The sequence below is a fragment of the Streptomyces sp. NPDC057445 genome (genome assembly GCF_042802855.1).
In the GTDB taxonomy this organism is placed as follows: Bacteria; Actinomycetota; Actinomycetes; order Streptomycetales; family Streptomycetaceae; genus Streptomyces.
In genome coordinates, this window is record NZ_JBHVDH010000023.1 from 12,030 (window position 1) to 27,559 (window position 15,530).

3 protein-coding genes and 1 pseudogene are annotated in these 15,530 nt (G+C 71.7%); all 4 read right to left on the minus strand.

The features are described from left to right. Window positions 1-8: 8 nt before the first annotated feature. Window positions 9-4,856 (minus strand): annotated as a pseudogene (locus tag ACFU5O_RS31540) (type I polyketide synthase); the annotation flags it as partial. A gap of 12 nt (window positions 4,857-4,868) precedes the next feature. Further along, a complete protein-coding gene (locus ACFU5O_RS31545) occupies window positions 4,869-12,836 on the minus strand; it encodes an SDR family NAD(P)-dependent oxidoreductase (RefSeq protein WP_384245636.1) in 7,968 nt (2,655 codons plus the stop codon). Further along, complete coding sequence (locus ACFU5O_RS31550) at window positions 12,833-14,245, minus strand: NAD(P)/FAD-dependent oxidoreductase (protein ID WP_384245638.1); 1,413 nt, start codon at window positions 14,243-14,245, stop codon at window positions 12,833-12,835. Before ACFU5O_RS31550 ends, ACFU5O_RS31545 begins: the two co-directional genes overlap by 4 nt. Next, window positions 14,242-15,432, minus strand: coding sequence for a DUF993 family protein (locus tag ACFU5O_RS31555; RefSeq protein WP_384245639.1), 1,191 nt, complete (start codon window positions 15,430-15,432; stop codon window positions 14,242-14,244). The genes ACFU5O_RS31550 and ACFU5O_RS31555 overlap by 4 nt, the downstream gene beginning before the upstream one ends. Window positions 15,433-15,530 lie beyond the last annotated feature (98 nt).

Sequence of the window (15,530 nt, forward strand, 5' to 3'; positions counted from 1 at the left end):
CGTGGGGATTAGCTGTTGAGTCCGAGCTGGTTGTCGATGAAGTCGAAGAGCTCGTCGGCCGTGGCGTCCTGGCTGATCCGGGCCTCCTCCGGAGCGGTGGCCGTGGTGGTGGCCTCGACCGTGCCGAGCAGGGTGCGCAGCCGTGCGGCGATCCGGTCCTGGTCGGCATCACTGTCGGGCAGCGCCGCGACCGCGGCCTCCAGCGTGTCGAGGTCGGCGAGCACTCGTGCCGCGCCGGTTTCGGGTACGAGCCGGGTCCGCAGGTGCTCGGCGACCGCGGCGGGGGTGGCATGGTCGAAGACCAGTGTGGCCGGGAGGTCCAGGCCGGTGGCGGCGGACAGCCTGACCTTGAGGTCGGTGGCGGCGACGGAGTCGAAGCCGAGATCGGAGAAGGCCTTCCCGGGCTCGAGCTCCTCGACGCCGTCGTAGCCGAGCAGCGCGGCCACATGGGTACGGACCAGGTCGAGCACCGCACGGCTCTGCCCTGCGGTCGGCAGTCCGGCGAGGCGCTCGACCAGACCGGACGGCTTGTCCGTCCGGTCACGGCCGCCGCTGAGCAGAGTCGTCACCTCCGGCAGGGCGTCGAGCAGCGGGCGGCGGCGGGCCATGGTGTAGACGGGCGCGAACCGGGACCAGTCGATGTCGGCGACCACGAGGTGGTGCCTGCGGTGGTCGAGGGCCTGGCGCAGCGCGGTGACGGCCAGTTCGGGCTTCATGGGCGGGGCGCCGAGCCGCCGCATGCCCGCGCTCAGTTCGGCGTCGACCATGCCGCCTTCCCAGGATCCCCAGGCGATCGAGGTGGCGGCGAGACCGCGGGCCCTCCGCCGTGCGGCCAGCCCGTCCAGGTAGGCGTTGGCGGCGGCGTACCCGGCCTGGCCGGCGCTGCCCCACACGGCAGCGCCGGAGGAGAAGAGCACGAACGCGTCCAGGGGTGTTCCGGCGAGCAGCTCGTCGAGATGCGCGGCGCCGGCCACCTTGGCGGCGGCCACGTCGGCGAGTTCGTCGATGCCGAGTTCGGCCGGCGGGGCGATCCGCTGCATGGCGCCCGCGGCGTGGACCACGGCTGTCAGCGGCTGGTGGCCGGGGACACTCTCCAGCAGTGTGCGTACGGCGTCGCGGTCGGACACGTCGCAGGCGGCCACGGTGACTTCGGCCCCCAGGGCGGTCAGCTCGGCTTCCAGTTCGTCGACTCCCGCCGCGTCGCGACCGCGTCTGCCGGCCAGCAGCAGATGTCGGGCGCCGGACGTGGCCATGAGCCGGGCGACATGCGCCCCGAGACCGCCGGTGCCACCGGTGATCAGAACGGTGCCGGACGTCCGCCACGGAGTGGCCCGGGCGCTGTCGATCGGGGCGCGGAGCATGCGACGGGCGAACACACCGCCGGCCCGGATCGCCACCTGGTCCTCACCGTTGTCCGTGGACAGGACGTCGCACAGGCGGCGCAGCGCCTCGGCGCCGGGATCGGGGTCGGCGGGCAGGTCCACCTGCCCGCCCCAGGAGTCCGGCAGGTCCAGGGCGAGTCCGATCCCGAGGCCCTGCACCATCGCCTGGCGGGGGTTGGGCTCGTCGGCGTCGTCGATGCCGGCCGCGCAGACCGTCGCACACCACAACGGTGCGGTGATGCCTGCGTCGGCGAGCGCCTGGACGAGGACGACCGTCGCGGCGAGACCGGTACTCAGGGCCGGATGGCGCGGATGCGACCGGTTGTCCGTCCCGAGCAGCGACAGCACCCGGTGTGCACCGGTGTGCTCGTGCAACCGGTCGGCCAGCGTGGCACGGTCCTCGGTGTGGGAGACCGGGAAAGGGACGGCCTCCGCGCCCCGCTCCCCGAGGGCCTCGGTGATCGCGGCGACCCGCGGGTCGCTGCCCAGGTCGGCAGGCATCACGACCAGCCAGCGACCGTGGAACGGGCCTGGCTCGGGGTCGGCGACCGGCTGCCAGGTCACCTGGTATCGCCAGTCCTGCACCGTGGACTCGGCGTGCCGGGCGCTGCGGGCCGAGGCAAGGGCGGGCAGAACTTGGGCGAGCGCGTCGGCGTCGACGCCCAGGTCCGCCGCCAGCGCGGGCAGGTCGGCGTGTTCCAGGGCGTCCCAGAAGGCAGCGTCGGCCGGGTCCCCCGACGACGGGGCCTCGGCGTCCCACCAGTACCACTTGCGCTGGAACGGGTACGTCGGCAGATCGATCGGGCGGGCGCGGCCGGCCCCGTAGAACGCAGCCCAGTCCACGGGAACGCCTCTGGTGTGGGCCTGGGCCACGGCGGTGACCAGTGCGTCTTCCTCCGAGCGGCCGCGTCGGAGCAACGGGACGAACAGCGCGTCGTGTTCGGGCGCGAGGCATTCCGGTCCGGTCGCGCAGAGCGCGGCATCCGGGCCGAGTTCCAGGAAGGTGCTCACGCCCTGGCCGGCGAGCCACCGGACACCGGCGCCGAACCTGACGGTCGCCCGCACCTGTCGCACCCAGTAGCCGGGGTCGCTCAGTTCGCCGGTCACCGGCCCGCCGGTCAGGGTCGAGACGACGGGCAGCCGCGGTGCGGAGTAGTCGAGCCCGGCGGCCACTTCGGCGAACTCGTCGAGCAACGGTTCCATCAGCGCCGAGTGGAAGGCGTGCGACACGGCCAGCCGCTTGGTCCTCCGGCCGGAGGCCTTCAGCCGGGCGGCCACGGCCAGCACGGCGTCCTCGGCGCCGGAGAGCACGATCGACGACGGGCCGTTCACCGCGGCGACACCGACCCGGTCGTTCAGCAGGGGGCCGACCTCGTCCTCGCCCGCCTGCACCGCGACCATGGCCCCGCCGGGCGGCAGGGCCTGCATCAGCCGAGCACGCGCGGCCACCAGTTCGGCGGCGTCCTCCAGGGTCAGGACCCCGGCCACCTGCGCCGCGGCGAGTTCACCGATCGAGTGACCGAGCAGATGGCCGGGGCGCACGCCCCACGCCTCGAGCAGCCGGAAGAGTGCGACCTCGACGGCGAACAACGCGGGCTGGGCGTAGCCGGTCCGGTCGAGCCGAGCGGCGTCGGCGCCCCACATGACCTCGCGCATCGGACGGTCCAGCCAAGGGTCCAGAGCGGCCGTCGCCGCGTCGAACGCCTCGGCGAACGCCGGGTACTTCGCGTGCAGCTCACGGCCCATTCCGATGCGCTGGGCGCCCTGCCCGGTGAAGAGGAACGCCGTCCTGGCGTCCGCGCGCGCGAACCCGCGCACGGAGCCGTCGGCCGCCTCGCCGTCGGCCAGCCCGGCAAGTGTGCGGCACGCCGCGGCGGGATCGACGGCGATCACCGCCGCGCGGTCCTCGAGCCCGGCCCTGGAGACTGCCAGCGAGTGGCCGAGATCGAGCAGCGTCTGTCCCGGGTTGGCCTGTATGTAGGCGAGCAGGGCACCCGCCTGGGCCCGCAGCGCCCGGACGCCGCGGCCGGACAGCAGCAACGGCACGGGCCGGGACGCGGACGGTACGGGCTCGGCCGGCTCCGTGCCGGGTGCTTCCTCGACAGGTGCTTCCTCGACAGGTGCTTCCCCAACAGGTGCTTCCTCGATGATCACGTGGGCGTTGGTGCCGCTGAGGCCGAACGCCGAGACACCTGCCCGCCGGGTCCGGTCGGTACGAGGCCACGGCCGGGCCTCGGTCAGCAGCCGCGCGTGACCCGCCGACCAGTCCACGTTCGGCGTGGGCTCGGTCAGGTGCAGCGTTCGCGGCAAGGTCTCGTGACGCAGCGCCTCGACCATCTTGATCACGCCGCTGACCCCGGCCGCGGCCTGGGCATGGCCGATGTTGGACTTGATCGAACCGAGCCACAGCGGGCGTTCGGCTGAGCGGCCCTGCCCATAGGTGGCCAGCAGCGCTTGCGCCTCGATCGGGTCACCGAGCGCGGTGCCGGTGCCGTGTGCCTCGACGGCGTCGACCTGATCGGCGGACAGCTGGGCATTGGCCAGCGCCTGCCGGATGACCCGCTGCTGGGACGGTCCGTTGGGCGCGGACAACCCGTTGCTCGCGCCGTCCTGGTTGACCGCGCTGCCCCGCAGTACAGCCAGCACCGGATGGCCCAGCATGCGCGCCACCGGCAGACGTTCCAGCAGCAGCAGTCCGACGCCCTCGGCCCAGGTCGTGCCGTCGGCGTCCGCGGAGAACGACTTGCACCGGCCGTCCGGGGCCAGGCCGCGGTCCTGGCTGAAGCCCACGAAGGAGTCCGGCGTGGACATCACCGTGACGCCGCCCGCGATGGCCATGGTGCACTCCCCCGCGCGCAGCGCCTGCGCCGCCAGGTGCACCGCGACCAGCGAGGACGAGCATGCGGTGTCCACGGTCACCGCAGGGCCCTCCAGGCCCAGCGTGTAGGCGACGCGTCCGGAGGCGACGCCGGCCAGGCTGCCTATGCCCTTGGCCGCATAGTCGTGGTAGACGACGCCTGCGTACACGCCGGTCGAACTGCCCTTCAGCGACGCGGGATTGATCCCGGCCCGCTCCAGCAGTTCCCACGACAACTCGAGCAGCAGTCGCTGCTGTGGATCGGTCTCCCTGGCCTCGCGCGGACTCATCTTGAAAAAGTCGGCGTCGAACTCCCCCGCGTCGTGCAGAAAGCCGCCCTGTGCGCAGTAGGTCCTGCCGGGTGTGGCCGGTTCCGGGTCGTACAGGCCTTCCACGTCCCAGCCACGGTTGCGCGGGAACGCGGAGATCGCGTCACCGCCGGAGGCAACCAGATCCCACAGGTCGGCGGGGGTGCGGACGCCGCCCGGGAAGCGGCAGCCCATCGCCACGATCGCGACGGGTTCGTGCAGGCGCTGCTCGGCGTCCCGCAGTCGTCGGGTCGTCTGCCGCAGTTCGGCCGTGGCCCGCTTGAGGTATTCGCGGAGCTTTTCGTCGTCAGCCATGGTCCTTCAGCTCTGGAGGTTGTCCAGCATCGCGAACAGTTCGTCGTCGGAGGCCGAATCCAGGTCGTGGTCGTCATCGGTGGTGGCGGAGGCAGCGGAGGCGGCGGTGGTCCCGTCGGTCCGGTCCATGGCGTCGCGCCAGTCGCGCACCAACGCTTCCAACCGCGCGGTGACACGGTCCGTCCCGGCGTGTTGCAGCGCGGCATCCGTGAGCAGTGCCGCGAGCCGGTCGACCTCGGCCAGCACCGGATCCGCCAGGTCGGTGGCATCGCTCAGCTGCGCACCCAGGTACTCGGCAACGTCCTGCGCGGTCGGGTGGTCGAAGACGAGCGTGGGCGACAACCAGCGCCCGCAGGCGATGCTCAGCGCCTTGCGCAGCTCGACCGCGGCCAGTGAGTCGAATCCCAGGTCCTGGAACGGCCGGTCGGGCGCCACGTCCTGCCACGACCCGTGTCCGAGCACTGCGGCGACGTGGGTGAGCACCAGTTCGAGCAGCACCTGCCCACGCCTGTTCTCCGGCATCTCAGCCAGCTGTTCGCGCAGATCTCCGGCTTGCGCGGGCCGCGTGACGAGAGGCCGCGGACGGGGCCGGGCTTCCTCGGCGGCGAGTTCGGCCCGGCTGACCGTGCGGCTGACCACCTGCGCCACGGACAGCGCCGGTCGCCCGGCCTCGTCGGTGGCCGTCAGCGCGACGCCCTTGCCGCTCGGCGTGATCCGTACCCGCAGTGCCCGCGCATCCGTGGCGTCGAGGGACACGCCCCGCCACACCATCGGCTGCACCAGCTCGTCCTCGGCCGGCGGTCGGCCGAGATGCAGTGCCGCGTCGAGCAGGGCCGGGTGGAGCACGAATCCCTCACTGTCGGCCTCGGCCGGCAGTGCCACCTCCACGTAGGACTCCTCGCCGTGCCGCCACGCCGCTCGTACGGCCTGGAAGACCGCGCCATAGCCGTAGCCCGCGGCGAGCAACCGCTCGTAGAGCTCGTGCACGTCCACCGGGGTCGCACCGGCGGGCGGCCAGTGCCCGGTTACGTTCGCGGGCGCGAGATCCGCGGGTTCCAGTGTCCCGTGGGCATGCTGGATCCAGGGCAGGTCCTCACCGGCGCGGCTGTGGATCACCACCGGCCTGGTTCCGGACCCGGTGTCCTCGGCCCCCACGACCACCTGCAGCGTCACCGGATCGCCGCCCAGGACCAACGAGGTCTCCACGGTCAGTTCGCCGAGCAGACCACAGCCCGCGTGCCGCCCGGCTGTCAGGGCCAGTTCGGCGAAGCCGGCCGCCGGGAGGAGCACCCTCCCGTGGAGGTCGTGGTCACCGAGCCAGGCGTGGTGGGATTCGTCCAGTCTGCCGGTCAGTACGACGAGATCGCTCCCGGGCACTGCGATCTTGGCGGCGAGAACGGGGTGACCGGTGGCGGCCTGACCGAAGCCCGTGATGTCTGTGCTCTTCGGCGGGGACAGCCAGTAGCGTTGGCGTTGGAAGGGGTAGGTGGGCAGGTCGACATGGCGGGCGCCGCGGCCTGCGAGTACGGCTTTCCAGTCGATGTCGGTGCCGTGGGTGTGCAGGTCACCCAGGGCGGTGAGCAGTGCGTGGGGTTCGTCCCGGTCCCGGCGCAGGGTGGGTACCAGCAGGGCTTCGTCGGTGTCGGTCAGGCAGTCCTGGGCCATGGCCGTCAGCACCGCATCCGGACCCACCTCCACAAACCGCGAAACGCCCAAACCCGCCAGAGTGCTCACCGCATCGGCGAACCGCACCGATTCCCGAGCGTGACGTGCCCAGTACTGCGGGGCGAGTACCTCCTCACCCGCAAGCCGCCCGGTCAGCGCCGACACCAACGGAATCCCCGCACGATGGAAGGACACACCCTCAGCCACCGTCGCGAACTCTTTGAGCATCGGATCCATCAACCCTGAATGGAACGCGTGCGACACCGCGAGCCGGCGGGTCCGGCGGCCCAACGCTTCGAACCCCGCCACCACCGTGAGCACCGCATCCTCGATGCCCGAGAGCACCACGGACGACGGACCGTTCACCGCCGCGATCTGCACACCCTCACCCAGCAGGGGTGCGACCTCCGCCTCGGACGCCTGGACCGCGACCATCACCCCACCGGAAGGAAGGCCCTGCATCAACAGTCCGCGCGCGGCCACCAGCCTGGCCGCATCCGCCAGACTCAACACCCCCGCCACATGAGCAGCCGCCAACTCCCCCACCGAATGCCCCGCCACAAAGTCCGGCCGCACACCAGCAGACTCCAACAGCCGGAACAAAGCCACCTCAACCGCGAACAACCCCGGCTGAGCCCACCCCGTCCCCTCGACCAACCCGCCGTCATCGCCCCACAACACCCCACGCAACGACCCCGGCAGAAACCCCTCCAACTCCCCCACCACAGCATCAAACGCCTCAGCAAACACCGGGAATGACTCATACAAACCCCGGCCCATCCCCAACCGCTGAGACCCCTGCCCCGTAAACAACAACGCCAACTTCCCACCCGGACCAGGTGAAGCCGTACCGGTTACACCAGCCAGACCGTCCAGAAGCTGCGCACGATCCGCACCCACCACCACAGCCCGATGCTCAAACCCGGACCGCCCCGCCAACGACCACGCCACATCCACCGGCCGCAACGCCGGACACTCAGCCACACACGACCCGAGCCGCTCCGCCTGCCCCACCAACGCCCCCGGCGACCTCCCCGACAACACCCACGCCACCGGCAACCCACCATCAGTGTCAGGAAGCTCCTCCGCCGCCTCGACCGCCCCAGACTCCTCAAGAATCACATGCGCATTCGTCCCACTGATCCCGAACGACGACACACCCGCCCGCCGCGGACGATCCCCCTCCCGCGGCCACTCCCGCGCCTCCGTCAGAAGCTCAACCGCACCAGCCGACCAATCCACCTGACCCGACGGCTCATCCACATGCAGCGTCCTCGGCAGCACCCCATGCCGCATCCCCTGCACCATCTTGATGACCCCGGCCACACCCGCAGCCGCCTGCGTATGCCCCAGATTCGACTTCACCGAACCCAACCACAACGGACGACCCTCAGCCCTCCCCCGCCCATACGCCGCCAACAACGCCTGCGCCTCAATCGGATCACCCAGAACCGTGCCCGTCCCATGACCCTCGACCGCATCCACATCAACCGCAGACAACCCCGCAGACACCAACGCCTGCTCGATCACCCGCACCTGCGCAGGACCGTTCGGCGCCGTCAACCCGTTCGAGGCACCGTCCTGATTCACCGCAGAACCCGCCACCACCGCCAACACCGGATGCCCAAGACGCCGCGCATCCGACAACCGCTCCACCAACAACACACCCACACCCTCGGAGAACCCCGTGCCGTCCGCCGCCGATGCGTACGACCTGCACCGCCCGTCCGCCGACAGCCCCTGCTGCCGGCTGAACTCCAGCAGTACCTCGGGCGTCGCCATCACGGTGGCACCGCCGGCAACGGCGAGGGAGCACTCCCCCGCGCGCAGCGCCTGCGCCGCCAGATGCAACGCCACCAGCGAGGACGAGCACGCCGTGTCCACCGTGACCGAGGGCCCCTCCAACCCGAAGGTGTAGGAGATCCGGCCCGAGGCGATCGAGCCGGTCGCGGAGCTGTTCGCGTAGTCGTGGTACATCAGTCCGACGAACACACCGGTGGCGCTTCCCCGCAGCGAGACCGGATCGATCCCCGCCCGCTCGAACGCCTCCCACGACGTCTCCAGCAACAACCGCTGCTGCGGATCCATCGCCAGCGCCTCATTAGGGCTGATACCGAAGAACCCGGCATCGAACTCCCCCGCGTCGTACAGAAATCCGCCCGAGCGCGAGTACGTTCGGTCGGGCACGCCCGGCTCGGGGTGGTAGAGCCGTTCGACGTCCCATCCACGGTCCCGGGGGAACTCCGCCACCGCGTCGACACCTGACTCGACGAGCCGCCACAGCTGCTCGGGCGAGGACACTCCACCGGGGAAGCGGCAGGACATCGCGACGATGGCGATCGGCTCGTCATCGGCTTGCGCTCCCGCACGGCCGACGGCCGCCGCGCTCTGGCGCGCGGATCCCACCAGTACGGCGACCAGGTGCTCGGCGACCGCGGCGGCGGTCGGGTGGTCGAACACCAGCGTGGCGGGCAGCCGCAGACCGGTGGCGGTGTTGAGCCGGTTGCGCAGTTCGACCGCGGTCAGCGAGTCGAACCCCAGCTCCTTGAAAGCACGGTCGGGCGCAACGCCTTCGGCGGACGCATGGCCGAGCACCTCCGCGATCTCGCGGCGTACCAGCTCCAGCAACACCGGCCTGCGCCGATCCACCGGCAGGCGGTGCAGCCGGTCGGCGAGCGTCGCGCTCACGGCAGCCCGGTCAGCCTGCCGGCGCGGCATGCGGACCAGCCCGCGGAGCACCGGCGGTATAGCGTCGGACGCCGCCTGGGCCCGCAGCCCCGCGGGTTCGAGCTTGAGCAGTACGGGAACGGTGACGTCGGAGGCGATCGCGGCGTCGAACAGCGCCAGTCCTTCGGCCTCCGAGAGGGTGCCGAACCCCTGGCGGTGCAGGCGGCGCAGCGCGGTCCCGTCGAGATGGCCTGTCATGCCGGTGCCCGTGGACCACAGGCCCCATGCGCATGACTGGCCGCGCAGCCCGGCGGCCCTGCGGTGGGCGGCCAGCGCGTCCAGGAACACGTTGGCAGCGGCATAGTTGCCCTGGCCGCCAGGCGCCACCATGCCTGCTGCCGAGGAGAACATGCAGAACATGGCCAGGTCGTGGCCGGCCGTCAGCTCGCTCAGGTGCCAGGCGCCGTCCGTCTTCGGCGCGAGCACGGCCTCCAACCGCTCGGGCGTGAGCGCGGCCACCAGTGCGTCGTCGAGTACGCCGGCGGTGTGCACCACGCCGGTGAGCGGATGTTCGGCCGGGATGCCCGCCAGCAGTTCCGCCAGCGCCTCCCGGTCGGACACGTCGCAGGCCGCTACGACGGCCGTGGCACCCAGCCCGGCCAGCTCGGCCGCCAACTCCGCGGCGCCCGGAGCGTCCATACCCCGGCGACTGGTCAGGACGAGCCTGCGGACGTTGTGCTGCACCACCATGTGCCGTGCCACGAGTGCGCCGAGCCCGCCGGTCCCGCCCGTGACCAGCACCGTGCCGTCGGGATCGAGCGGCGGCGGGGTTTCTGCGACCAGCGGGGCCCGTATCAGCCGGGGTGCCCGGACCGCACCGGCTCGCAGTGCCAGCTCCGCTTCCCCGCAGGCGAGGGCGGCGGGCAGTACGCGGACCGACTCGGCGTGGTCATCGGTGTCGACGAGCACGAACCGGTCCGGGTTCTCCGCGATGGCCGCGCGGACCAGGCCCCACACGGGCGCGACGGTCAGGTCGGCGGTGTGCCGGTCTCCGGGTACGGACACCGCCCGGTGGGTCAGCACGACCAGTTTCGAGGCGGCGAACCGTTCGTCGGCCAGCCAGTCCTGCATCACGGCCAGCGCACGCCGGGCCGTCTCGTGCGCGGAGCCCGGCACGTCGCCGGTGTTCGCCTCGACCGGCCAGGCCACGGCCTCGGGTACGTCGTCCGCGTCGTCCGGTGCGGTGGCACGGACGGTGTCGAGATCGGCGACGGCGACGTGCTCGCCGGGTCGGACCGTGACGTCGGTCCACTCCAGTCGCAGCGGCTGGACCCCGGTACGGCCGCGTGCGGCCATCAGCTGCTCAGGGGTCACCGGTAGGGCCGCCAGAGCGGCCAGCGACAGCACGGGCCTGCCCACAGGATCCGCAGCGTCCAGCCGCTCGCCGGCCGGCCCGTCGGCGATCCGGATGCGTAACGCGCCCGCGCCCACGGCGTGCAGGCGCAGACCGGTCCACGCGAACGGCAGTTTCGCCGGTCCGTCCGGGTCGGCCAGCACGGCGGGATGCAGGCATGCGTCCAACAGTGCGGGATGCAGGAGGTAGCATTCCGCCTCCGCCCGGGCGGCCTCCGGCAACTCGACTTCCGCGAACAGCTCGCCGCCCCGCCGCCACATCGCCGTGACGCCGCGGAACGCCGGGCCGTAGCCGTACCCCCTGGCGGACAGGCTTGTGTAGGCCTCGGCGGTGTCCACCACCGTGGCCCCGGTGGGCGGCCATTGGGTGAAGTCGAACCCGGATACGGAGTCGGTCGCGTCGAGCTCGCCGGCCGAGCCGCGCTCGCCGTCCGTGTCGAGCTCGGCGGTCGGGTCTCGTTCGTCGGTGAGCACGCCTTCGGCGTGCAGTGTCCACGGTCCCGCGTCCTCTGTGGCACCTGAGTGCACCAGGAAGGACCGGGCGCCCGACTCGTCGGCCGCTCCGACGGAGACCTGGACGGCCACACCACCTCGTTCCGGCAGCACCAACGGGGCGCGCAGGGTGAGTTCTCCCAGCACCGGGCAGTCCACCTGGTCACCGGCGCAGAGCGCGAGCTCGACCAGCGCCGACCCCGGCACCACCGTCGCGCCGAACACCTCGTGGTCGGCCAGCCACGGCTGCGCCTGTGCGGACAAACGGCCGCTCAACAGCACGCCTCCGGCGTGGGCCGGTTCCACCGCGGTCGCCAGCAGCGGATGTTCCACGGCCCGCTGCCCTGCGACGGACCGGCCGTTGTCCGTGGCGGTCACGTTCTTCCAGTACCGGCTGCGCTGGAAGGCATACGTCGGCAGGTCCACGGTCCTGGCTCCCCGAAGGAACGGGGTCCAGTCCACCGGGACACCCCGGACGTACGCCTGCGCCAGCGACAGGGCGAACCTGGTGACGGAGCCTTCGTCGCGCCGCAGTGAGCCCAGCGAAGCCGCATCCACCCCGGCGGCCTCACAGCTGTCCTGCACACCGCTGGTCAGCACGGGGTGCGCGCTCGATTCCACGAACACCCGGAACCCGTCGGCCAGCAGCGCTTGGGTTGCCTCGGCGAAACGGACGGTGCCGCGCAGGTTCCGGTACCAGTAGTCGGCGGTCAGCTCGGCGGTGTCCAGTGGCCTGCCGGTGACCGTGGAGTAGAACGCGATCTCGGCGGAGCCGGGCCGCACCGGTGCCAGGGTCTCCAGCAGGGCGTCCCTCAGTGCTTCGACGTAGTGCGAGTGCGAGGCGTAGTCGACCGCGATCCGGCGGACCTGGACCCCTTCGGCCGTCAACCGCGCGAACAGCTCGTCCAGCGCGGTCACCTCACCGCACACGACGACGGAGGAGGGGCCGTTCACCGCGGCCAGTTGCAGCCGGTCCGCCCACGGCTCCAGCCGGGGTGCGGCGTCCGCCTGGGAGAGCGGCACGGAGATCATCCCGCCGAGCCCTGCCAGCTCGGCCCTGATCAGCCGGCTGCGAAGGGCCACGACCCTGGCGCCGTCCGACAGCGACAGCGCGCCGGCCACGCACGCGGCGGCGATCTCGCCCTGTGAGTGGCCCACGACGGCGGACGGCCGCACTCCGTAGGACTGCCAGAGCCCGGCCAGTGAGACCATGACCGCCCACAGCAGCGGTTGCACCACGTCCACACGGTCCCACAGCGGGGATTCGGCGTCCCGCAGCACATCCGTCGGCTTCCAGTCCACGAAGGGCTCCAGCGCGGACTCGCACTCCCGTAGCCGTCCGGCGAAGGCCGGTGCGGTGTCGAGGAGTTCGCGGGCCATGCCGCGCCACTGCGAGCCCTGCCCGGGAAAGACGAATGCCACTCGTGGGTCCGGCAGCACCACACCCGAGACCACGGTGGCGGCACCGGGCTCCTCGCGTTCGCCGGTGGCCAGCAGACGCAGGCCGGCCGCCATCTCGTGCGTGTCCGCGCCGAGCACCACGGCCCGGTGCCCGAGCAGGGCGCGAGTGGTGAGCAGTGAGTGGCCGATGTCGACGGTGCTGCCGGCGTCGGAGCCACCGTCGGCAAAGGACGCCAGTCGCTCCGCCTGGCCGCGCAGCGCGTTCTCTCCCCGGCCGGACACCACCCACGGCACCACCGGCATGGCCTCGCGCGGCCCGCCTGCCTGCCCGGTCATGCCTTGCTGCGGGTCGACTGGTCCGGCGAACCGTACGGGAGCAGGCCGTCGAACTCCGGGAACTGGGCGATCGCCTGCTCGGCGAGCAGCGCGGGCTTGCGGGGCCCGCGCAGCACCGAGAGCAGGAAGGAGGGCGACATCATCGCGCTCATCGGCTTGACCAGCGAGGCCACCCCGAACACCGTGTTGATCACGTTCCGGTCGCGGCAGCCGGTTCTGGCCACCCTTGCCGCCAGCTTGTTCGCGAAGTCGCCGCCGCGCAGCTTGACGTTGGCGCGCACGTCCGGCAGTCCCTGGTCGGTGCCGATCGCGAGCTGCCACGCACCACCGTTGATCTTGGCGATGCCGGCCTGTACGCGGGCGGCCAGACCCGGCCGTACGCCTCCGTTGCCCAGCTCGTCGCGGAGCAGCCGGGCGCACTGGGCCGCGACGGACATACCGGTGCCGTGCACGGGGTTCAGCGCCGACGCGGCGTCGCCGATCACCACGAAACCGTCCGGCATGGTGAGCTTCTCGAACCGCCGAATGCGGTCCGGGATGTTGCGGTAGGTCCTGATCGGGCCGGCCGGGGTGGCCTGGGCGATCAGGTCGGCGATGATCGGGTGGTGTCGCTCTCTGGCGAACCGCTCGAAGCCCTCTTCGTCGGACGGCGGTTCACCACCGCGGCTGCCGAACAGGCTGAGAATCCAACGCCCGTCCTCCATCGGCAGCAGCCCGGCGCCTCTCCCCGGCTTCCCGGTTCCGGGCGTCAGCTGGATCATCACGCCGGGAAAGTCCTCCTTGGCGCCGGGCGGCGCCTCGAACCACCGGCTCACATAGGTGATCCCGGCGTCGACGACGTCCTCGCGGACTTCGGGCAGCCCGAGGGAGCTCAGCCAGTCCGGGGCGCCGGAGCCCCGGCCGGTGGCATCGACCACGATGTCCGCGGGCAGCTCCGCCCGCACATGGCCGGTGTCCTCGATCCGTACCCCGGTGACCCGGGATGCGGTGCCGGTCAGCCCCAGCACCTTGGTGCCTTCGCGCACACTGATCCTGCTGTTGCGCAGCACCTGCCTACGGACGATGTGGTCGAGCAGGTCGCGGCTGCACAGCAGCAGATACGCGTCGGTCTCGAGCCGCTCCATCCAGCCTTCCGGGCCGCGGGCGAGCGCGCCGAAGGGCAGCCCGCGCTTCTTGGCGCCTGCGGCGTAGAGCAACTCGACGGTGCCGGGCAGCAGTTCGTCGATCGCCTCGACGCCGCCCCGCATCAGGATGTGGCTGTGGTGGCCCTGTGGCAGGCCGCGGCGCGGCGCGGCGGAGTCGGGAAACCTGTCCCGCTCCAGCACGGTGACGCCGTCCACCCGGTCCGCGAGTGCCGTGGCGGCCAGCAGGCCCGCGAGGCCTCCGCCGAGTACGAGTGCGGTGGTCACTGCTCGACCCCCGAGACGGCGAGGAACAGCTTCATCCGCTGCTCGGCGAGTTCGGGGTCGGGGAAGGCGCCCAGTGTGTCGGCCAGTCGGTACGCGGTGGCCAGATGCGGCACCGAGCGCGCAGACTGCTCGCCCCAGACCATCCGGAAGTGGTCGGCGTGACCGGACAGCCAGGCGAGGAAGGTCACGCCGGTCCGGAAGAAGTAGATGCTGCGGCCCTCGCCGCTGAACAGGTGCCTGCTCAACGGCAGGGTCGCGTCGAGCAGTTCGCCCGCCCTCGCGTCGTCCCCGGCGTCGAGCGCGCGGAAGGCCTGCGCGGCAACGGGGATCACCGCGTCCATCACGGGGGTGAGTGCGTGGCTGTGACCTTGTTCGTCACCGACGAACATGCGCGAGTAGTCGGTGGTGTCGCTGGTGTAGAACTTCACGTCCTCCGGGAGCTTGGCGCGCCACTCGATCTGCCGCGCGAGATCCGCGGGCCCGATCTTGACGCCGTCGACCTTGCCGGGATGCGCCTTGACGATCTCGAGGAGGGCGTCGTAGGCGGGCTCGGGTTCCTCGTGTCCCCAGTACTCGGTGTTGCGCGGGTCCCACTCCGAGGTGATCCAGTGGAGGATCACGGGCCTGCTGGACTGGCGGATGAGTTGGCCGTAGACCTCGGCGAAGTCGTCGAAGCTCCGGGCCGCCACGGTGAGGTGGGGGCTGCACATGATCACCGGTTGGGCGCCGGCCTCCTCCACGACCTCCAGCTGCTCCTCGTAGGCGCCCTGTACCTCCTTGAGCGTGCACGGCTCGAACGGCCCGATCTGGTCGGTGAGGACCGCGGCCGCCATCCGGCCGCCGACCGCCTTCGCCTCGGCGCCGCAGCGGCGGATCAGCTCCGCGGCCAGCGGCCAGTCCACCCCCATGCCGCGGTGCGCGGTGTCCATGCCTTCGCACAGGGTGAATCCGTAGGACCACAGGTGCCGGCGGAACGCGAGCGTGGCGTCCCAGTCCAGTGTCTGCGGAGGCGGGGTGGGGCCCACCGGGCCCAGCGGTTCGTTGTCCGCCAGGGGGTCGGCGAGCACATGTGCCGTGGCCAGTACCGAGCGGGTCCGGAACGGGGCGGACTCGGCCGGGTACTGCTCGGGGGTGTTCACCGGTTCGTAGGTGGTCAGCGTGCCGTCCGCCGCGGGAATCTTGATCATCTTCTGCTCCGAACCCTGATTCCTGGAAAGGTCGTGTGATGCGGTCGAATTCACCCGGCGGGCCGGGCGAGAGCGGCGCCGTACCGGTCGGGCCCCTG